Annotated in this window: 16 protein-coding genes; 9 read left to right on the top strand and 7 right to left on the bottom strand. The window is 72.5% G+C overall.

Annotated elements, in window-relative coordinates; translation table 11 throughout:
* Nucleotides 1-27 precede the first annotated feature (27 nt).
* Together CPE01_RS06370 and CPE01_RS06365 are read right to left on the bottom strand one after the other, a co-directional pair.
* Nucleotides 28-891 carry a hypothetical protein gene (locus tag CPE01_RS06370; RefSeq protein ID WP_146805816.1) on the bottom strand — a complete coding sequence of 288 codons (864 nt, stop codon included), beginning with the start codon at nucleotides 889-891 and terminating at the stop codon, nucleotides 28-30.
* Nucleotides 892-1,722, bottom strand: coding sequence for a hypothetical protein (locus tag CPE01_RS06365; protein ID WP_146805815.1), 831 nt, complete (start codon nucleotides 1,720-1,722; stop codon nucleotides 892-894). It lies immediately after the preceding gene.
* Between the two features lie 107 nt (nucleotides 1,723-1,829).
* On the opposite strand from CPE01_RS06365, the gene CPE01_RS06360 reads away from it, so the two are divergent.
* Nucleotides 1,830-2,432 carry a GNAT family N-acetyltransferase gene (locus CPE01_RS06360; protein WP_146805814.1) on the top strand — a complete coding sequence of 201 codons (603 nt, stop codon included), beginning with the start codon at nucleotides 1,830-1,832 and terminating at the stop codon, nucleotides 2,430-2,432.
* A 21-nt stretch (nucleotides 2,433-2,453) separates the two neighbouring features.
* Here CPE01_RS06360 and CPE01_RS06355 read toward each other — a convergent pair whose 3' ends face one another.
* The 4 genes from CPE01_RS06355 to CPE01_RS06340 form a co-directional block, all read right to left on the bottom strand.
* Nucleotides 2,454-3,308, bottom strand: coding sequence for an SCO4651 family lipoprotein (locus CPE01_RS06355; RefSeq protein ID WP_146805813.1), 855 nt, complete (start codon nucleotides 3,306-3,308; stop codon nucleotides 2,454-2,456).
* A 204-nt stretch (nucleotides 3,309-3,512) separates the two neighbouring features.
* Nucleotides 3,513-4,364 (bottom strand): SCO4651 family lipoprotein, encoded by an 852-nt coding sequence (locus CPE01_RS06350; RefSeq protein WP_146805812.1) that lies wholly within the window; start codon nucleotides 4,362-4,364, stop codon nucleotides 3,513-3,515.
* Nucleotides 4,365-4,480: 116 nt separating this feature from the next.
* Entirely contained in the window at nucleotides 4,481-5,452 is a 972-nt protein-coding gene (locus CPE01_RS06345; RefSeq protein ID WP_146805811.1) for an aldose 1-epimerase, read from the bottom strand.
* Nucleotides 5,453-5,500: 48 nt separating this feature from the next.
* On the bottom strand, nucleotides 5,501-7,969 hold the full coding sequence (locus tag CPE01_RS06340) for a glycoside hydrolase family 94 protein (RefSeq protein WP_146805810.1): 2,469 nt from the start codon (nucleotides 7,967-7,969) through the stop codon (nucleotides 5,501-5,503).
* 241 nt (nucleotides 7,970-8,210) lie between these two features.
* Here CPE01_RS06340 and dcd point away from each other — a divergent pair, with 241 nt between their 5' ends.
* Nucleotides 8,211-8,786 carry a dCTP deaminase gene (gene dcd / locus CPE01_RS06335; protein ID WP_146805809.1) on the top strand — a complete coding sequence of 192 codons (576 nt, stop codon included), beginning with the start codon at nucleotides 8,211-8,213 and terminating at the stop codon, nucleotides 8,784-8,786.
* Between the two features lie 4 nt (nucleotides 8,787-8,790).
* Nucleotides 8,791-9,927, top strand: a complete 1,137-nt coding sequence (locus CPE01_RS06330) for a hypothetical protein (RefSeq protein ID WP_146805808.1) — start codon at nucleotides 8,791-8,793, stop codon at nucleotides 9,925-9,927.
* Nucleotides 9,928-10,028: 101 nt separating this feature from the next.
* Here CPE01_RS06330 and CPE01_RS06325 read toward each other — a convergent pair whose 3' ends face one another.
* Nucleotides 10,029-12,212, bottom strand: a complete 2,184-nt coding sequence (locus CPE01_RS06325) for a (Fe-S)-binding protein (RefSeq protein WP_146805807.1) — start codon at nucleotides 12,210-12,212, stop codon at nucleotides 10,029-10,031.
* Nucleotides 12,213-12,714: 502 nt separating this feature from the next.
* Here CPE01_RS06325 and CPE01_RS06320 point away from each other — a divergent pair.
* The 6 genes from CPE01_RS06320 to mnhG are packed head-to-tail and all read left to right on the top strand — an operon-like array spanning nucleotide 12,715 to nucleotide 19,246.
* Nucleotides 12,715-15,744, top strand: coding sequence for a Na+/H+ antiporter subunit A (locus tag CPE01_RS06320; RefSeq protein ID WP_146805806.1), 3,030 nt, complete (start codon nucleotides 12,715-12,717; stop codon nucleotides 15,742-15,744).
* A complete protein-coding gene (locus tag CPE01_RS06315; protein WP_146805805.1) occupies nucleotides 15,741-16,301 on the top strand; it encodes a Na(+)/H(+) antiporter subunit C in 561 nt (186 codons plus the stop codon). The genes CPE01_RS06320 and CPE01_RS06315 overlap by 4 nt, the downstream gene beginning before the upstream one ends.
* Nucleotides 16,298-17,932: a Na+/H+ antiporter subunit D gene (locus CPE01_RS06310; protein ID WP_146805804.1), complete on the top strand. Its 1,635-nt coding sequence runs from the start codon at nucleotides 16,298-16,300 to the stop codon at nucleotides 17,930-17,932. The genes CPE01_RS06315 and CPE01_RS06310 overlap by 4 nt, the downstream gene beginning before the upstream one ends.
* Nucleotides 17,929-18,492, top strand: coding sequence for a Na+/H+ antiporter subunit E (locus tag CPE01_RS06305; protein WP_146805803.1), 564 nt, complete (start codon nucleotides 17,929-17,931; stop codon nucleotides 18,490-18,492). The genes CPE01_RS06310 and CPE01_RS06305 overlap by 4 nt, the downstream gene beginning before the upstream one ends.
* Nucleotides 18,489-18,881 (top strand): MrpF/PhaF family protein, encoded by a 393-nt coding sequence (locus tag CPE01_RS06300; RefSeq protein WP_146805802.1) that lies wholly within the window; start codon nucleotides 18,489-18,491, stop codon nucleotides 18,879-18,881. Before CPE01_RS06305 ends, CPE01_RS06300 begins: the two co-directional genes overlap by 4 nt.
* The gene (mnhG, locus tag CPE01_RS06295) at nucleotides 18,878-19,246 is read left to right on the top strand and encodes a monovalent cation/H(+) antiporter subunit G (protein WP_146805801.1); all 369 of its coding nucleotides are present in this window, start codon (nucleotides 18,878-18,880) and stop codon (nucleotides 19,244-19,246) included. The genes CPE01_RS06300 and mnhG overlap by 4 nt, the downstream gene beginning before the upstream one ends.
* The last annotated feature ends 73 nt before the right edge of the window (nucleotides 19,247-19,319 follow it).

Here is a 19,319-nt window from a genome sequence, read left to right as displayed (position 1 = left end):
CAGCCTAACCTACGCCACCGTAAGTTACTAGTGCGTAGGTTTGTTTTCCACGTCCCACGGCGCCGGCGGATAGGGCGGCAGATCCGGCGCGCGTCCGACCTGCGCGGCACGGTCCGGCCGGCGGCGCGCGAGCACCGCGGCACCCCACGTGCCGACCAGCGCGACGACGACACCCACCCAGACGCTGCCCGGGTCCGTCCACGCGACGGGGGTGACGGCCGTCGCGACACCTGCGACGACACCGACGACGAGCCCGCCCAGCGCACCCACCGCCATCTCACGACCAGCCAGCCCGACCGCCAGAGCTGTCAGACCCGCTGCCGTCAGGAGCAGCACCGTGACCACGAAGCGGGGGACCGGCACGCCGGTGGACGGACCGTAGACCGCACCCAGCTCCATGACGCTCACCGCCACCAGGGCCACCGCCCCCGCGCCCAGCCCCGACGCCCACGCCCCGCCGCGCCGCGCCGCTCCGACCTCCACCCGCGCGGGTCGGCCGACGACCACGAGCGCGAACAGCCCCGCCAGCACGCCAACCACCACGCCGAGCGGCAACGGGAACGTCCGGGCCTGCGGCTCGCCCGGCAGCGCCGCGACCCAGCCGCCCTCGAACGTCGTCCCGAGCCGCTCCCAGCGGCCGTCCTCGTGCCGCATCGCCAGGCCGTCGCCACCGTTCGCTGCGAACACGAGGAAGCCGTCCGCGCTCGGGAGCACCGCGACCTCGTGCGTGCGCAGGAGCATCGGGTCGCCCCACCGCTCGGTCAGGACGCGGACCTGCTCGGCGGTCAGCGCCCAGTCGACGTGCCACGTCCGCCCGCCGTCGTCGCTGCGCTCGACCCCGACGCCCTCGTCGGCGACGGGACGGAAGCACACGTCCGGCTCATCGGGCACTCAGTGCCGGCCGTCCTCGACCGCAGGGCTCGTCGGATCGGCACCTGCGGCCTCGGACGGTCCGGGGCCCGGGGGGTAGGTCGGCTCGACGCTCGTCCACGTCACCCCGTCCGTGGACCGGTGCAGCCTCACGTCCGTCTCGGACCACCCCGTGCCGACGAGGACCGCGCCGTCCTCGACGTCCACCGTCAGGGTCCCGGTCGGCCCCATGCTCGACGTCGCCGCGGTCGCGAGCACCGCGAGCGGCAGGACCAGCGCCCACCGGCGCCCGGCCCGCACGCGACTCGGCCGCGACGAGACGCGCGCGGCCCACCATGCGACGGCCAGCGCGGGCAGCGCGAGCAGGTCCGTCGTGTCGCGGAGCACCTCGCTCGGCCCGGCGACCGCCGTCCACGCCGCCGACGCCAGGGTCGCGCCGACGGCGGTCGCCTTCACGAACGTGAAGCCCAGGCCGACGACGATCGTCGTCAGCCCCCCGAACGGCGCGCGCGGACGCGGCCGGACGGCGCCGGTCCGGCGCGGGTGACGGACCGACCCCCGAGCGCCCGGCGATGATCCGGGACGGCGAGCCCACGCGCGGACCCCCGAGATCGCCACCGCGAGCAGCGCGGGCGCCAGGACCAGGCCGGCGACGTCCGAGAGCTTGCCCGTCCACCACGTCCCGTACGCGCGCTTGAGCACATGGTCGTTGAGCAGCAGCACGACGAGCGCGACGACCGTCACGGGGTGCGTCAGCCACGCGAGCGACGCCCGCAGCTCCGGATCGCGCACGCGACCGGCGCGGACTCCGCCCGCAACGCCCCGCACCCGCTCGTCGGCCCTCGTCGTCACGTCGCCCCCTCGTCGTCCCGAGACAGGATCGCGGTCCGCGCGCCCCTTGCGGGCGGGTTCGGTCCAGACGTGACCCAGCCGCGCCCTCGTCGTGATGGGATCGGGACGTGGCGACCCAGATCCGTCCGTTTCATCCCGCCGACCTCGCCGGGATCTACCGGCTGTGCCTGCTCACGGGCGAGGCGGGCGGCGACGCGTCCGGCCTCTACCGGAATCCGGACCTGCTCGGGCACCTGTACGCCGGGCCGTACCCCGTCGCGGACCCGAGCCTGACGTTCGTCGTCGCCGACGACGAGGGCATCGCGGGGTACGTCGTCGGCACGGCGGACTCCCTGGGGTTCGCCCGCTGGCTCGACGAGCACTGGTGGCCGACGCTGCGCGCGCAGTACCCGCGCGTGCCCGACCCGGGCGACGGCTCGCAGGACCACGTGCTGATCGACCGGATGCACGCGTGGTCCGCGGCGCCCGAGCCGCAGTACGACGAGTTCCCCGCGCACCTGCACATCGACCTGCACCCGCGTCTGCAGGGGCAGGGCTGGGGTCGGCGCCTGATCGCGACCCTCGCCGACGCGCTGCGCGAACGCGGCGTGGCCGGCCTGCACCTGGGCGTCGACGAGCGCAACACCGGCGCGATCGCGTTCTACGCCAAGGTCGGCTTCGCGACCTACGCGCGCCGCGAGTGGGGCCGCGTCCTCACCCTGCCCGTGTGACGGTCCGGCGAGGGGATCGGGTCACTGGTCGCTCGGCCCGAACGGGTCGATGTCGGAGATCTGGTCCGCGGGCGGCGCCTCGACGACGATGCTCGGGCTGTCCCAGTCGGACCAGGTGCTCGTCGTGGTGGTGCCCGCGATGGTGCCGACCTGCTTGAGCGGTCGGTTCCGGGCGTCGATCCAGTAGTCGGACGTCAGCGCGGGCGGCAGGGACATCGTCTCGATGAGCTCGGCGACCGAGCCGCCCATCGTCGTCGCGATGGCCTCGACCTGCTTCGCGGTGTCGATGGTCACGGCGTACCGCGTCGCCGGCTCGCCGTCGACGTCCTCGGGCCCGATCTGCTGGACGTCGAGGATCGAGCCGTCGAGGTGCTCGAAGCTCTTCCGTACGTCCATGATCGCCCCGAAGTCCGGGAAGCCCGGGATCTCGGCGAGCGCACGGTCGAGGTCCGCGACGACGAACTTGCCCTCGGACGCCTCACCGAGGTTCATGTAGATCGTCCTGTCGATCACGACCACATCCATCGTGGTCCCCGGGGCCTCCGTGTGGATCGACATCGACAGGACACCGTCGTCGATCTGGACCACTCCGTCGTACGTCACGGTCCCTTCGGCGGTGACGGCGGTCGAGCCGTACCGGTAGCCGGTCGCGCTCGACATCGTCTCCACCATCGTGTCGATCAGCGTCTCCGCGGTGAGCGCACCGGCGCCGGGCTCGGCCTCGGGCGTCGGGTCTGCAGGAGCGGTGGTCTGCGCCGCCGCGGACGTGCTGGCCCCCGCGCCCGGAGTCGGCGAGGGCGACGAGCCGCACGCCGTCAGGCTGAGCGCCAGGGCGAGGCCCGCCGTGGCGGCGAGGGTTCGAGTGATGACGCGCATGAGCGGGCCCCCTGTGTGCTGTGTCGTGACGAGTCGGCCGATCCTGGCAGCCGTTCCGCGCCGGACGAAGGGGACGAGGTCCCGGTCACCCGGACGGACGACGACGAGCCGGGTGGGCGGGGCACCACGCCGCCGGACGACGACGAGGGCGGGCCGCGTCGTGCGGTCCCGCCCTCGTCGTGCGCTCCTGCGGAGTGTGGCTGGTCAGCCCTCGGTGGTGGCACCGCCGAGCAGCTCGGAGAAGTCCAGCTCGGAGATCTGGTCGGCGCTCGGGGCCGTCACCGAGATGCTCGAGTCGTTCCAGTCGTAGTACCGGATGTCGGACGTCGTGCCCATGGTCTCCGACGTCATCTTGACCGGACGGTTCTCGTCGTCGACCCAGAAGTCGTAGACGAACTCGGCGGGCAGCGACGGCTGCGCGGACGGGTCGATCCCGGCGAGGGAGTCGCTCACGGCGGAGGAGTCGAGGGTCACGACGTAGTGCGTCGCGCTCGTGCCGTCCACGTCCTCCTCGCCGACCTTCTCGACCGACTTCACCGAGTCCTTGAACATCTCCAGGCTCTTGCTCGGGTCGGTCAGGTCCTTGAGCGAGCCGACGCTGGACCCCAGCGGGTTCGACGGGTCGTTCAGGTCGATCTTCACGAACTTGCCCTGGGTCATCTCGCCCATGTTCATGTAGTAGGCGTCGTCGACCATGATGATCGTCATGTCGACGCCCGCGTCGTTCGTCGTCATCGACATCGCGGGACCCGCGTCGGTGATCACGACCTCGCCCTCGATCGTCGAGGCCGCGCCCGCGTCCGACGACGTCGACATGCTCATGCGGTACGACGTCCCGTCCGCGATCGAGGCGGCCAGCACCTCGTGGAAGTTCTCGGCGGTCAGGCCACCGGACGATCCCTTGTCGGCGTCGTCCGCGGGCTTCTCGGACGCGGTCGCCTGGCCGGTGGCCTTGGCGTCGTCGGGCGTCTTCTCGTCCGACGAGCTGCAGGCGGTGAGCGTGACGGCGAGGGCCGCGGCGGCCGCAGCGCTCACGATCCGGGTGATGGCGCGCATGAGAAGGACTCCCCCTGTGACGGTGACGGCAGACGGGCAATCCTGACACATGCGGCGGACGCGACCGCAGGGCCGCCCACAGGATCGAGCCGCACGCCCGCGTCGGGCCGGTGCCGTCAGCCGCGGGTGTCGACCGTGAACGTGCCCGTGACCTGCTCGTCGGGCTGCAGGACGACGACGCCCGTGCCGGCCACACCCGCGTCGTGCAGCGTGAAGCCGTCGTTGACGTTCGTGACGGGCTCGACGGCGAAGAACGACCGTCCCCGCGGCACGTACACCACGACGTGCGCGTACACGGGGTCGCTGCGCAGCTCGACGACGAGGCCCTCGTCGTACGTGATCCGCACGGGCTCGTCGCGTGCGAGGTCCGTGAGCACGTCGTCGACGAACGCGCGGCCCACCGGGCGCGGCCGGCGGTAGTCGGCGCGGGCCGGGATCTCGCCCGCGGGGCCGACGGCCATGCCCGCCTCGAGGGGGAAGCCCTTCGCGGCGGGGACGTGCAGCACCGGGTCGCCGTGCACGGACGGCAGCGTCCCCGGGGGGACGAGCGTGCGCCGGAAGTAGGGGTGGTGCCCGAACCCGGCGGGGAACGGCTCGGCGCCCAGGTTGCGCACGCTCGTCGTGACCGACAGGCGGTTCCCGGACAGTGCGTACGTGATCTCGGCGGCGAACCGCCACGGGAAGTTCACCCCGACGAGCCTCGTGGAGTCGTACGCGAGCGTGACGGCGCCCTCGGTCCGCTCGACGACGTCCCACGTGGCCCAGCCGGTGGTGCCGTGGATCGCCGTGCCGTCCGCGCCGTTGTGCTGCAGCTGCCAGGTGCGACCGCCGTACCGGAGCACGCCGTCCCGGATGCGGTTGGACCACGGGACCATCGCGAAGCTCGCGCAGTGCTCGACCGAGCCCAGGTGCTGCGACGGCGTCGGCCGCAGCAGGTCCACCCACGTGTCGCCCAGGCGCACGCGACCCGCGGCGACCGAGGCGCCCGTGCCGGGCAGCACGTCGAGCTCCCACCCGTCGCTGCGCAGACGCAGCACACGCGGGTCGAGCTCGACGTGCGCCCCGGCACGTTCACTGACTGCGGTCATCGTCGCCCCCTGCTCACCCTCGTCCGACGACCGCCGGGCGAACCAACCTCAGACCGTCACCTCGACGCGCACCGTCGAGCCGGCGGGCGCGTACTGCACCGTGTTGCCCTCGACGGGCGTGCCGTCGACGACGAGCCGGCCGCGCGCACCCTCGGCACCCGAGTTCGTCACGACGATCTCGTACGTCGCGCCGCGGGCGACGCGCGTGACCGTGAACGACGGGACCTCGGGGCCGATCTGCGGGTCGACGACGAGGCCGTCGTACTCGGGCCGCACGCCCAGCAGGTACTGCGAGACGGTGACGAAGTTCCACGCAGCGGTACCCGTCAGCCACGAGTTCTTCGCCTCGCCGTGGCGCACGGCCTCCTTGCCCGCGATCATCTGCGCGTACACGTACGGCTCGAGCCGGTGCACGTCGGAGATGTCCTCGCGGTAGGCGGGCGTGATGCGCTTGTAGTAGTCGAACGCGCGCGCACCGCGGCCCACGACCGTCTCGGCGATGATCACCCACGGGTTGTTGTGGCAGAAGATGCCGCCGTTCTCCTTGTACCCCGGCGGGTACGTGGAGACCTCGCCCATGTGCACCTGGTAGGTGGTGTACGCGGGGTACTGCAGCACCATGCCGTGGTCGGTCGCGAGCATCTCGTTGACCGAGTCGAGCGCCTTGATGGCCGGCGCGTCGGTGTCCTGCGGGCCCTCGCCCACGCCGACACCCGCCATGACGGCGAAGCCCTGCGGCTCGATCCAGATCTTGCCCTCGTCGTGCGCGTCGGTGCCGATCGGCTTGCCGTAGTAGTCGTACGCGCGCAGGAACCAGGAGCCGTCCCAGCCGTCCGTCAGGAGCGCGTCGCGCATCTCGGCGACGAGGCCGCGTGCCCGCTCGGCGACGTCGCTCAGGCCGCGGCGCGCCGCGAGCTCGGCGTACTGCTCGCCGTACAGGACGAACTGCGCCGCGATGAACGTCGACTCCGCGACCCCGCCCTCCTGGTTCTCGGTGGTCTGGAAGGACTCACCGGGCGTCGTGGAGAAGCAGTTGAGGTTGAGGCAGTCGTTCCAGTCGGCGCGGCCGATGAGCGGCAGGCCGTGCGGGCCGCGGTGCGTGACCGTGAACTCGAACGAGCGCGTCAGGTGCTCGAACAGCGGCACCTCGGAGCCCGGCTCGTTGTCGAACGGCACCGGCTCGTCGAGGATCGAGAAGTCGCCCGTCTCCTTGATGTACGCCGCGGTGCCCGCGATCAGCCACAGCGGGTCGTCGTTGAAGCCCGAGCCGATGTCGTTGTTCCCGCGCTTCGTCAGCGGCTGGTACTGGTGGTACGCCGAGCCGTCGGCGAACTGCGTCGAGGCGATGTCGATGATCCGCTCGCGCGCCCGCTCCGGGATCAGGTGGACGAAGCCGAGCAGGTCCTGGTTGGAGTCGCGGAAGCCCATGCCGCGGCCGATGCCCGTCTCGAAGAACGACGCCGAGCGCGACATGTTGAACGTGACCATGCACTGGTACTGGTTCCAGATGTTGACCATCCGGTCGAGCTTCTCGTCGGTCGAGGTGACCGAGTACGTCGACAGCAGCGACGTCCAGTACTCCTGCAGCTCGGCGAGCGCCGCGTCGGCCTGCTCGGCCGTCGCGAAGCGCGACAGCAGCGCGTGCGCGCGCTCCTTGTTGACGACCTGGTGGGCGTCGTCGGCCCACTTCTCCTCGTCGGGGTTCTCGACGTAGCCGAGGACGTAGACGAGCTCGCGCGACTCGCCGGGCGCCAGCGAGACGTTCACCTGGTGCGAGCCGATCGGGTACCAGCCCGACGCGACCGAGTTCGTCGACTCGCCCTTGAGCGGGACGGTCGCCTCGCCGAGCGAGTTGTACGCGCCGACGAACGAGTCGCGGTCCGTGTCGAAGCCGTCCGCCTTCGTGTTCACGGCGAACACGGCGTAGTGGTCACGGCGCTCGCGGTACTCGGTGCGGTGGTAGATCGCCGAGCCGTGCGGCGAGTCCTGCTCGATCTCGACCTCGCCGATGGACAGGTTGCGCTGGTAGTTCGTCTGGTCGTCCTGCGCGTTCCACAGGCAGAACTCGACGAACGAGAACAGCGAGAGCGTCTTGTCGGCGTCCGAGGTGTTGGTGACCGTGACCTTCTGGACCTCGGCGGTCTCGCCGACCGGCACGAAGAACGCCGTCTCGACGCGCACGCCGCCCCGCTCACCCGTGATGGTCGAGTAGCCCAGGCCGTGGCGCGCCTCGAAGTGGTCGAGGTCCGCCTTGACCGGCAGCCACGACGGGGTCCACACGTCGCCGCCGTCGTTGACGTACAGGTAGCGGCCGCCCGCGTCGGCGGGGATGTTGTTGTACCGGTAGCGCGTCAGACGGCGCATCTTGGCGTCCCGGTAGAACGAGTAGCCGCCCGCCTGGTGCGACAGGAGCGAGAAGAACTGCTCCGATCCCAGGTAGTTGATCCACGGGTACGGCGTGTGCGGAGTCGTGATGACGTACTCGCGTGCCTCGTCGTCGAAGTGCCCGTAACGCATGGGGATGGCCTCTCGCGGTGCTCGTTGCCGGGGCTCCTGCGGTCCGGTGCTGCCTTGCGTCCGGATCCGTCGGTGCCCCTCTTGGTCGGTGCGAGAGCGCTCCCATGCGCCTCACGAGACAGGACTATAGCGGGGCGTGCGGGCACACGATAACCACCGCGCGCGCGTAGGACTCAGCCGCTCGGTCGACCTCCCACGGACGGGCGTGGGCAGCCGGCGCCACGGGCACTACCGTGGGCGCGTGCTGCTCTCCGACCGTGACATCAGGGCCGAGCTCGAGTCGGGCCGCGTGGCCCTCGACCCCTACGAGCCGGCGATGATCCAGCCGTCGAGCATCGACGTGCGCCTCGACCGGTTCTTCCGGCTGTTCGACAACCACAAGTACCCCTTCATCGACCCCGCCGCGGAGCAGCCCGACCTCACGCGGCTCGTCGAGGTCCCCGCGGGGGAGTCGTTCGTGCTGCACCCCGGGGAGTTCGTCCTCGGGTCCACGTACGAGCAGGTCACGCTGCCCGACGACATCGCCGCGCGCCTCGAGGGCAAGTCGTCGCTCGGGCGCCTCGGCCTGCTCACGCACTCGACCGCGGGCTTCGTCGACCCGGGCTTCTCGGGGCACGTGACGCTCGAGCTGTCGAACGTCGCGACGCTGCCGATCGTGCTCTGGCCCGGCATGAAGATCGGCCAGCTGTGCTTCTTCCGGCTCTCCTCCGCGGCCGAGCACCCCTACGGCTCGTCCCGCTACGGCTCCCGGTACCAGGGCCAGCGCGGCCCGACCGCCTCCCGCTCCTGGCAGAACTTCCACCGCACGGAGGTATGACCCCATGACGCGCGACCTGCCGCGTCTACCGCTGTCCGACGACGGCCTGCGCACGCGTCACCTGCTCGCGCTGCCCGACGGTGTCGAGCCCGACGAGGTCGAGGTCCTCGCCGCGAGCCGCTTCGTCAACGCGCGCTGGGAGGAGCCCGGGGGCGACACCCCCACGCAGCGCTCCCGGCCGCTGACCGCCGCGTTCGGGCTGCGGCTGTCCGGCGCGCGGCCGCAGGCGCGCGTGCTGCGCCTGAACCGCCACTCCACCCTCGTCGGCCCGTACGCGGTCACGCAGGAGGACGCCCTCACCCTCGGCCTGCCCGTCTCGACGACGACCGCGTTCGACGTCGTCTGCCCGCGCGACCGCGGCGCGAAGCCCTACCCGGGCGGCGACCGGCACGGGCTCAAGCGCGCGTTCCCCGACGGCTACCCGAACCGTGAGGAGGAGCGTGTCCTGCTGTGGCTCGTCGCGGCCGCGCGGCGGCTCGGCGGTGCGGTGCGGACCGGGCAGACGGGCGTCGTGCTGCAGCCCGACATGGAGTCCGCGATCGACCTCACCGTGTTCTCCGACCACTGGGTCGAGCCCGCCGAGGCGCTCGCCGTGGTCCAGCGCGCGGCGCCGCGCGCGCGGCTGTCCGTCCCGACGAGCGAGTGGGACGGCCCGATGCGCGGCGCCGGCCGGTACGAGGGGCACGCGTTGTCCGGCATGCCCGAGCCCGGCGGCTCGGGGCTGCGCGACGCGCTGCTCGAGCACGGGGTCCTCGATCCCGACGAGCGTCGGCGCCTGCAGATGGAGGCCGCGGCCTTCGACGAGCTCATGCTCGCGGCGCCGCCTGCGGCCGAGTCGTTCGGGGTGCTCGTCGAGCTCGGGGTCGACGGCATGGTGGTGGTCGAGGCGGCCGAGGAGCAGGACCTCCCGCCGCTGCTGCAGGGGCTGCCGTGGACGCAGGACGGCGTGGTCGCCTACCGGGTGCGCTGGGAGCCGCTGCTCATCGAGGAGCTCGAGCTCGAGAAGCCGTCGTTCGAGCACCGCGTCGCACGGACCCGCAGCGCGCCCGTGGTGCAGGCGATCGCGCGGGCCCTCCACGCCGCCGTCGGCGGGGAGATCGCCGACGAGGCCGACTTCCTCATCGACCCCGCCGACCTCTGACCCGCACCGATCAGGCGCGCTCAGTCGTCAGGACATCGCGGGGTCGTCAGTCGTAGCTGACGATCCAGCGCGTCACTGACGACTCGGCTCCGGGTCGGGGGTCAGGGGGTGGCGAGGCGGTCGCGGAGGAGGAGGGCGATGTCGGTGACCTCCGGGACGCCCACGGCGGCGCCAGGCTGCGCGGCGGACGACGACGCCGTGTCCGCCGAGCTCGCGGCGGCGACGCCGTCGGTGAGCATGACCGTGCAGTAGGGGCACGCGGTGGCGATGACGTCGGCGCCGGTGGCGATCGCCTCGGTTGCGCGGGCCGTGGAGATGCGCGTGCCGATGGACTCCTCCATCCACACGCGTGCGCCGCCCGCGCCGCAGCAGAAGGAGTCCGCACCGGAGCGCGGCATCTCGGTGACCTGCACACCCGGGATCGCGCCGAGCAGCTCGCGCGGCGGCGAGTAGACCTGGTTGTGCCGGCCCAGGTAGCAGGGGTCGTGGTAGGTGACCGTGCGTTCGTCGTCCGCGGGCAGCAGCGTGAGGCGACCGTCGGAGATGAGCTGGTCGAGCAGGACCGTGTGGTGGACCACCTCGTACCGGCCGCCGAGCTGCGGGTACTCGCGGCTGATGGTGTTGAAGCAGTGCGCGCACGTCACGACGATGCGCTGCGCGCCGACCTCGTTGAGCACCTCGACGTTCTGCGCGGCGAGCATCTGGTAGAGCAGCTCGTTGCCCGCTCGGCGGGCCGGGTCGCCGGTGCACGTCTCACCGTCGCCGAGCACCGCGAAGCTCACCCCGGCGGCGTGCAGGAGCTCGGCCACGGCCCTCGTCGTCCGCTTGGCGCGGTCCTCGTACGCCCCGGCGCAGCCGACCCAGAACAAATACTCGACGTCGGCCGCGGACTCCACGTCCGCGCCGACCACCGGGACCTCGAAGTCGAGCCCCTTGGCCCAGTCGAGCCGCGCGCGGGCGGGCAGACCCCACGGGTTGCCCTGCCGCTCGAGCTTGGTGAACGTGCCGCCGAGCTCCTTGGGGAACGCGGACTCCATGAGCACCTGGTAGCGGCGCATGTCGACGATCGCGTCCACGTGCTCGATGTCCACCGGGCACTGCTGCACGCACGCACCGCACGAGGTGCACGCCCACAGCGCGTCGGGGTCGATCACGCCCGTGCCGATCAGGTCGAGGCCCGCGTGCTCGTCGTCGAGGTTGCGCGTGCCGTCCGGTGCGCGCAGGTACGGCGCGGTCGCGGCGGCGTGGTCGCGCAGCGCGAGCGTGACGAGCTTGGGGGACAGCGGCTTGCCCGTGGCCCAGGCGGGGCACTGGTCCTGGCAGCGGCCGCACTCGGTGCAGGTCGCGAAGTCGAGCAGACCCTTCCAGGTGAAGTCCTCGATCGCGCCGACGCCCAGGCGCGCGTCGTCGGGCAGGTCCTCGAGCGCGGCCAGGTCGACGCGTGAGCCGTCCGCGAGCGTCAGCGGCTGCAGGGGTCCGAGCGCGGGGGCGCCGTCCGGCTCGCGCCGCGCGTACACGTTGACCAGGCCCAGGAACCGGTGCCAGGCCACGCCCATCGTCGGCTGCAGGCCGATCACCATGAGCCACGTCATCGAGACGACGATCTTCACCGTGGCCACGACGACGACCGCGGTCTCCAGCGTGCTCGTCGTCGCGCCCTGCCAGGCCTGCCCCAGCCACGCGGTGAGCGGGAAGTGCAACGCGGACGCGGTGCCCTCACCGGCCGCGGCCGCGAGCGCGTACTCGAGCCCGCGCAGGACGATCACGGCCAGCACGACGAGGAGCACGGTCGCCTCGACGTAGAACGCCTGCCACTGCGTGGACCCGAAGAACCGCGACCGACGCTGGACGTCGTCCGGCTGCGAGGCGCGCGGCCGGATCCGCAGGCGCAGCACGATGAGCGCGACGATCCCGACGAGCGAGGTCCACGCGAGCAGCTCGACCGCCCACTCGAGCGGCACCAGGTGCCCGATCAGCGGCAGCGCGGCACTCGGGGAGACGACCTGCAGGTACCCGGTCGCGAGCGTCACCGCGAGCACCGGGAACGACACCATGACCACCCAGTGCGCCGCGCGCACGACGGGCCGGTGCTGGAACCGACCGTGCCCGAGCACCTCGCGCGCGAGCGTGGCCAGCCGCTGCCCGACGGGCTTGAGCCGCCCCGGAGCGGGCCGGCCGATGCCGACCGTGCGCGTGATCCTCGTCGCCCCGCGGGCGAACAACCACACGCCGACGACCGTCGTCGCGACGACGACGACCAGGCACGCCCACTGCACCCCGTTCACGCCGCACAACCTACCCACCCACCCGGCACCCCCACCCATACGCCCACATCCCACGAGCGCCGGCCCACCCGCGCGAGCGCGGGCGTTGGTGCGCGAGCGCGGGTGATCGGCCGCGAGCGCGGCTCGAGCAGGCCCGCGCTCGGACCGGATCTGGCGCGCTCGGAGTCAGGGCGTTGGGCGTGGGGGCGTGCGGGCGTGGTCCGAGTGGTCAGGCGTCCGTGCGTGCGCGAGCGCGGGTGCTGGTCCGCGAGCGCGGGTCATCGGACGCGAGCGCCTGTCAGGGAGGACCGCGCTCGGGGTGGATCTGGCGCGTTCGACGCGGGGTGCCGCGGTGGGAGGGGAGGGGGCCAGGGGTCCGTGAGGGTGGTCACGGTTCGGGATCGGGAGCCGGGTGCGGGGATGTCGGTTGGTAGAGTCTTGACCGATCCCCTGCCCAGGCACGCCGTCGACCAGAACGATTCGGTCACCGGTGCTGCGCCCCGACAGGACGGAGCCCGCACGCGTGCTGCTGCTGCTTCTCATCCATCTCGCAGCAGCCCTCGTTGCGCCCACGCTGGTCGGGCTGTGGGGACGCAAGGCGTTCTGGGTGCTCGCCGCCGCTCCGGCCTCGGCCGCGATCTGGGCGCTGAGCTGGACGTCGCAGGTGCAGCGCGGGGACGGACCCGTGCAGAGCGTGCAGTGGATCCCGGCGCTCGGGCTGGACCTGACGTTCCGGCTCGACACGCTCGCGTGGCTCATGACGCTCGTCGTCGGTGGGGTCGGTGCGCTCGTGCTGATCTACTGCGCGGCGTACTTCTCGGTCTCGGCGCAGGGGCTCGGCCGGTTCGGCGGGGTGTTCGTCGCGTTCGCGGGCGCGATGCTCGGCCTGGTCACGGCCGACGACATGGTCCTCATGTTCATCTTCTGGGAGCTGACCACCGTCACCTCCTACCTGCTGATCGGCCACTACAGCGACCGCAAGGCGAGCCGTCGCGCGGCCATGCAGGCGATCGTCATCACCACCGCGGGTGGCCTGGCGATGCTCGTCGGCGTGGTGCTCCTGGGCGAGTCCGCGGGGACGTACCGGCTCAGCGAGGTGATCGCGCACCCGCCGACGGGCGCCGCGGCGACCGCCGCGATCGCGTGCCTGCTCGCGGGTGCGGCGACGAAGTCCGCGCTGCTGCCGTTCCACTTCTGGCTGCCCGCCGCGATGGCCGCGCCGACGCCCGTCTCGGCGTACCTGCACGCGGCGGCGATGGTCAAAGCAGGGGTGTACCTCGTCGCGCGGTTCGCGCCCGCGTTCTCGCAGCACGAGCTGTGGCGGTGGACCGTCGTCGTGCTCGGGTGCGGGACGTTGCTGCTCGGCGGGTACCGCGCGCTGCGGCAGCACGACCTCAAGCTCGTCCTCGCGTTCGGCACGGTCAGCCAGCTCGGGCTGATCACGCTGCTCGTCGGCCTGGGCACGCGCGCCACGGCGCTCGCGGGTCTGGCGATGCTCGGCGCGCACGCGATGTTCAAGGCGACGCTGTTCCTCGTCGTCGGCGTGGTCGACGCCGCGACGGGTACGCGTGACCTGCGGCGCCTGTCGGGCGTCGGCAAGGAGCTCAAGCTCACGGCGCTCGCGGGTGCGCTCGGGACGGCGAGCATGATCGGCCTCCCGCCGTTCGCGGGGTACGTCGCCAAGGAGGCGGGGCTCGAGGCGATCGAGCACCTCCAGGACAACGCCGTCGGGCTGATCGTGCTGGTCAGCGTCGCGGTGGGGTCGGTGCTGACGGTCGCGTACGGGCTGCGGCTGTGGTGGGGTGCGTTCGCGACGAAGCGCGCGGTCATCCCCGAGTCGGCGATCGCGCACGAGGCCGTCGCGACGCAGGCGGACGGCGCGCGCAGCCCGGGGTCGACGAGCCGCGTGGCGACGCAGCCGGACGCCGAGCCCGCCGCGATCTCGCACCCGTCGCTGCTGCTCGTGTGGCCCGCGATGATCCTCGGCGTCCTGGGACTCGCCGTGGCGCTCCTGCCGCAGCTCGGCGAGCACCTGCTCGAGCCGTACGCGGACACGCTGCACGTCGGCGAGCCCGGGCACCTCGCGCTGTGGGCCGGGGTCACGCCCACGCTCCTGCTCACCGTGGTGATCCTCGTCGCCGGTGCCGCGCTGTTCGCGGTGCGGGAGCGCATCGAGACGGTGCAGGCGCGTCTGACGTACCGCGGCCCCGACGCCGACCGCATCTACCGCCGGTTCATGCGCCGGCTCGACGACTTCGCCGCCGACGTGACCGCCGCGACGCAGCGCGGCTCGCTGCCGCTGTACGTCGGCGTCGTGCTCGTCGTCTTCGTCGTCGGCGTGGGCACGAGCCTGCTCGTCGGCGGCACGTGGCCCACCGACGTCACCGCGTGGGACCACCCCGCGCAGGTCGTGTTCGCGGCCGCGGTGATCGCCTCGTCGGTGCTCGTCGCGCGCGCCCGCCGGCGCCTCAAGGCCGTCATCCTGCTCGGCATCGGTGGCTACGCGGTCGCGGGTCTGTTCCTGCTGCAGGGAGCGCCCGACCTCGCGCTCACGCAGGTGCTCACCGAGACCGTCACGCTCGTCGTGTTCGTGCTCGTGCTGCGCCGCATCCCGCCGTACTTCTCCGACCGTCCCCTGGTCGCATCGCGCTGGCTGCGTCTCGCGATCGGCCTGGCCGTCGGGTTCACGGTCGCCGGCATCGCCCTGGTCGCACCGTCCGCGCGCATCCACCCGCCCGTCACGGAGCACTTCGCCGAGGAGGCGGTCAGCTGGGGCGGCGGCAAGAACATCGTCAACGTGACGCTCGTCGACATCCGCGCGTGGGACACGATGGGCGAGATCTCGGTGCTGCTGGTCGCGGCGACCGGCGTCGCGTCGCTCGTCTTCCTCTCGCGGCGCACGGGACAGATCTTCCGGGCGCGGGACGCGGCGCCCGAGCGGGCGGTGTGGGCGGGGCTCGACCCGATGGCGGCGCTGCGGCGGGGGACGGACGAGGCGCGCATCAACGCACCGACGACGAACCGCGAGTGGCTGCGCGCCGGCTCGACGCTCGCGCCGCAGCGACGCTCGGTGATCTTCGAGGTCGTCGTGCGGCTGCTGTTCCACACGATGGTCGTGTACTCGGTGTTCCTGCTGTTCAGCGGGCACAACCAGCCGGGCGGCGGGTTCGCCGCGGGCCTGGTCACGGGCATCGCGCTCACGGTGCGCTACCTCGCGGGCGGTCGGTACGAGCTCGGCGAGGCCGCACCCGTGCAGCCCGGTCTGCTGCTCGGCACGGGCCTGTTCCTGTCCGCGGGCGTGGGGCTCGTCGGGCTGCTCGCGGGCGGGTCGGTGCTGCGTTCGTGGATCGTCGACCTGCACGTGCCGCTGCTCGGCGACGTGCACCTGGTCACGAGCCTGTTCTTCGACATCGGCGTGTACCTCGTCGTCGTCGGCCTCGTGCTCGACATCCTGCGCTCGCTCGGCGCCGAGCTCGACCGGCGCGCGGAGATCGGCGACGACCCGCCGTTCGACGGCGCCGTGCCGCGGGTCGGGGAAGGGGCGTCGCGATGATCGACATGGCCCCCAACATCACGCTCGTCGTCGCGATCGGCGTGCTGTTCGCCGCGGGCGTGTACCTGGTGCTCGAGCGGTCGCTGTCGCGCGTGCTGATCGGCGTGATCCTGCTCGGCAACGGCGCCAACCTGCTGTTCCTCGTCGCCGGGGGACGCGCCGGGCGCCCGCCGATCGTCGGGCTCGCCGACGAGCGCCGCATGTCCGACCCGCTGCCGCAGGCGATGGTGCTCACGGCGATCGTCATCACGCTCGGCATGACGGCGTTCCTGCTGGCGATGGCCTACCGCTCGTGGCAGCTGCAGCGGCACGACGAGGTGCAGGACGACGTCGAGGACCGCCGTATCGCGCGTCTCGCGGCGATCGACGAGCGCGCGACCGCGGACGCCGACACCGAGGCGACCCGTCAGTCGCTCGACGAGGAGGCCGAGGAGGCCCGCGACGAGGTCGACGACGGCCTGGTCCGCGAGGGCCGTCCCGAGGGGAACCAGCACGACGAGGCCCAGCAGGGCGACGAGCACGGCGACGAGCCTGGCGACGAGGAGGTGACACCGTGAGCGACTGGACCTGGGTCGTGCCGCTGCCGGTCGTCATCCCACTGTTCGCCGCCGGCCTGACGCTCGCCCTGTGGCGCCGCCCGCGCGTGCAGCCGGTCGTCTCGGTGAGCGCGCTCGTGCTGGTCCTGCTCTCGTCGGTCACGCTGCTGGTGCTGGCGGACGACGGCCCGCTCGTCGTCGACGTGGGCGGCTGGGCCGCGCCCGTCGGGATCAACCTCGTCGCGGACCGGCTCTCGGCGCTCATGCTGAGCGTCTCGTCGGCCGTCACCCTGTGCGTCCTGCTGTACTCGCTCGCGCAGGGCCGGGACGACGACGAGGAGTCCGCGCCCGTCTCGATCTACCACCCGACGTTCCTGGTGCTGTCCGCGGGCGTCGCGAACGCGTTCCTCTCGGGCGACCTGTTCAACATCTACGTCGGGTTCGAGATCCTGCTCGCGGCGTCGTTCGTGCTCATCACGCTCGGCGGGACGCGCGACCGGATCCGCGCCGGGACGATCTACATCGTCGTGGCACTGCTGTCGTCGGTGCTGTTCCTCGTCGCGCTCGCGGCCGTGTACGCGACCACGGGCACGGTGAACCTCGCGCAGCTCGCGCTGCGCCTGCCGGAGATCGACCCGGGCACGCGCCTGACGCTGCAGGTGCTGCTGCTGCTCGCGTTCGCCGTCAAAGCGGCCATCTTCCCGCTGTCCGCGTGGCTCCCGGACTCCTACCCGACCGCACCGGCACCCGTGACCGCGGTGTTCGCCGGCCTGCTCACCAAGGTCGGCGTGTACGCGATCATCCGCACGCAGACGCTGCTGTTCCCGGACGGCAGGCTCGACGACGTGCTCATGTGGGCCGCGCTCGCGACGATGGTCATCGGCATCCTCGGCGCCGTCGCGCAGGACGACATCAAGCGTCTGCTGTCCTTCACGCTCGTCAGCCACATCGGCTTCATGCTGTTCGGTATCGCACTGTCGTCGCAGGCGGGCTGGGCCGCGGCGATCTACTACGTGGCCCACCACATCACCGTCCAGACCGCGCTGTTCCTGGTCGTGGGCCTCGTGGAACGCGTCGGCGGCTCGACGTCGCTGACGCGCCTGGGCGGTCTGGCGAAGATCGCGCCCGTGCTCGCGATCCTGTTCTTCGTGCCCGCCATGAACCTCGGCGGCATCCCGCCGCTGTCCGGGTTCCTCGGCAAGCTCGGTCTCCTGCAGGCGGGCGTCGACGCCGGGACACCGCTCGCGTACGTGCTCGTCGTCGGCTCGGTGGTGACGTCCCTGCTGACGCTCTACGCGCTGGTCAAGGCGTGGAACAAGGCGTTCTGGCAGTCGCCGCAGGACGAGCCGCGGCCGGTGAGCATGCCGTTCGGCATGGTCGGCCCGACCGCGGCGCTGATCGTCGTCGGGCTCGTGCTGACGTTCGCGGCCGGGCCGCTCTACGCGTACACCGAGCGCGCCGCGAGCTCGCTGACGCTGCGCACGACGTACGTCTGGGCGGTCCTGCCCGACGGTGAGCGCGGCGAGGGCGAGTCCGCCGACGTGAGCGAGGACGAGGCCGGCGAGCACGACGAACCGGCTGGCGGACAGGCCGGCGACCCGGCGGGTGCACCCGCCGGGGGACCGGCCGACGAGGCGGGTGACGACGCATGAGCCTGCACGCACGCCGCGCACGACGACTCCCGTGGGGGACGGTCGTCTGGCTGACGGTGGTCTGGGTGTTCCTGTGGGGCGACCTGTCGGTCGCGAACGTGCTCGCCGGCGCGGGGCTCGCGCTGCTCGTCACGCTCGGGCTGCGGATGACGCCCGTCGACTTCCACGGCCAGGTCAGGCCGTGGGGCGTCGTGCGGCTGTTCGCGCGGTTCGGCTGGGACCTCGTGCGCGCGTCGTTCGAGGTCGCGGCCATCGCGCTGCGCCCGGGCTACACGCCGCGCGGCGCGGTGATCGGCGTGCAGCTGCGCAGCCACTCCGACCTGTACCTGACGATGACGGCCGAGCTCTGCTCGCTCGTGCCGGGCTCGCTCGTCGTCGAGGCCCACCGCCTGACGGGCCGGCTCTACCTGCACGTGCTGGACGTCGAGGCGGCGGGCGGCATCGAGGCCGCGCGCCAGGCGGTGCTCGACCAGGAGGAGCGCGTGCTGCGCGCGTTCGGCTCCGACGCCGAGCAGCGCGCGGCGGGCCTGACGACCGGCCGGACGGGGGTGCGCTCATGACGTGGGTCGTGATCGTGTGCGCGGTGATGATCACCACGGGTGCGGCGCTCGCGATCGTGCGGGCGGAGAAGGGTCCGTCGATGCTCGACCGGACCATCGCGCTGGACGTCACGGTGACCGCGGTGATCGCGGCGTTCGCGCTGTACGCGGCGTCGCAGCGGCGCACCGACGTCGTGCCCGTGCTGGTCGTGCTGTCGCTCGTCGGGTTCGTGGGGTCGGTGACGGTCGCACGGTTCGCGGCGGTCGAGCCCGAGGGTGAGGGCCGGGTGCGCACGCGCGAGGAGGTTGCCGCCGAGGAGGCCGCGCGGCGGGAGGCCGAGGAGGCCGAGCTGCGGGCGGGGCTCGAAGGTCCCGAGCACGGTGGGCCGGCGGAGGGGGAGGTCCGATGAGCACGTGGGACACGGTCGCGGACGTCGTCTCGATCATCTGCATGCTCGGCGGGTCGTTCCTGGTGCTCGCCGCGGGCGTCGGCGTGCTGCGGTTTCCCGACCTGCTCGCGCGCATGCACGCGGGCACGAAGCCTCAGGTGCTCGGGCTGATCCTCGTGCTGGTGGGGCTGGGCCTGCGGCTGCGCTCGGGCGGTGCCGTGTGGGCGCTCGTGCTCGTCGCCGTCTTCGGCCTGCTCACGGCGCCCGTCGCGGCGCACATGGTGGGCCGTGCGGGGTACCGCACCGGCAAGGTGCGCAGCGACCTGCTGGTGACCGACGAGCTCACGCGCGACCTCGCCGAGGCGCGCACGCGCGACGAGACCTGACGGCGTCGGCGGTCCGTGGCCGGGCCGACGAGCGGTCGGCGACCAGACGTCGCCGACGAACGGCGCTTGCGCA

This window comes from Cellulomonas persica (assembly GCF_007989825.1).
Taxonomy (GTDB): domain Bacteria; phylum Actinomycetota; class Actinomycetes; order Actinomycetales; family Cellulomonadaceae; genus Cellulomonas; species Cellulomonas persica.
Note: the sequence above shows the minus strand (reverse complement) of the source record. Positions and strands in the feature narration are given on the sequence as shown.

What these genes read in the sequence shown, in the direction of transcription:
- CPE01_RS06355 (WP_146805813.1), bottom strand. Translation starts at nt 3,308, where the DNA reads ATGCGCGTCATCACTCGAACCCTCGCCGCCACGGCGGGCCTCGCCCTG.
- CPE01_RS06350 (WP_146805812.1), bottom strand. Translation starts at nt 4,364, where the DNA reads ATGCGCGCCATCACCCGGATCGTGAGCGCTGCGGCCGCCGCGGCCCTC.
- CPE01_RS06345 (WP_146805811.1), bottom strand. Translation starts at nt 5,452, where the DNA reads ATGACCGCAGTCAGTGAACGTGCCGGGGCGCACGTCGAGCTCGACCCG.
- CPE01_RS06340 (WP_146805810.1), bottom strand. Translation starts at nt 7,969, where the DNA reads ATGCGTTACGGGCACTTCGACGACGAGGCACGCGAGTACGTCATCACG.
- CPE01_RS06330 (WP_146805808.1), top strand. Translation starts at nt 8,791, where the DNA reads ATGACGCGCGACCTGCCGCGTCTACCGCTGTCCGACGACGGCCTGCGC.
- CPE01_RS06315 (WP_146805805.1), top strand. Translation starts at nt 15,741, where the DNA reads ATGATCGACATGGCCCCCAACATCACGCTCGTCGTCGCGATCGGCGTG.
- CPE01_RS06305 (WP_146805803.1), top strand. Translation starts at nt 17,929, where the DNA reads ATGAGCCTGCACGCACGCCGCGCACGACGACTCCCGTGGGGGACGGTC.
- CPE01_RS06300 (WP_146805802.1), top strand. Translation starts at nt 18,489, where the DNA reads ATGACGTGGGTCGTGATCGTGTGCGCGGTGATGATCACCACGGGTGCG.
- mnhG (WP_146805801.1), top strand. Translation starts at nt 18,878, where the DNA reads ATGAGCACGTGGGACACGGTCGCGGACGTCGTCTCGATCATCTGCATG.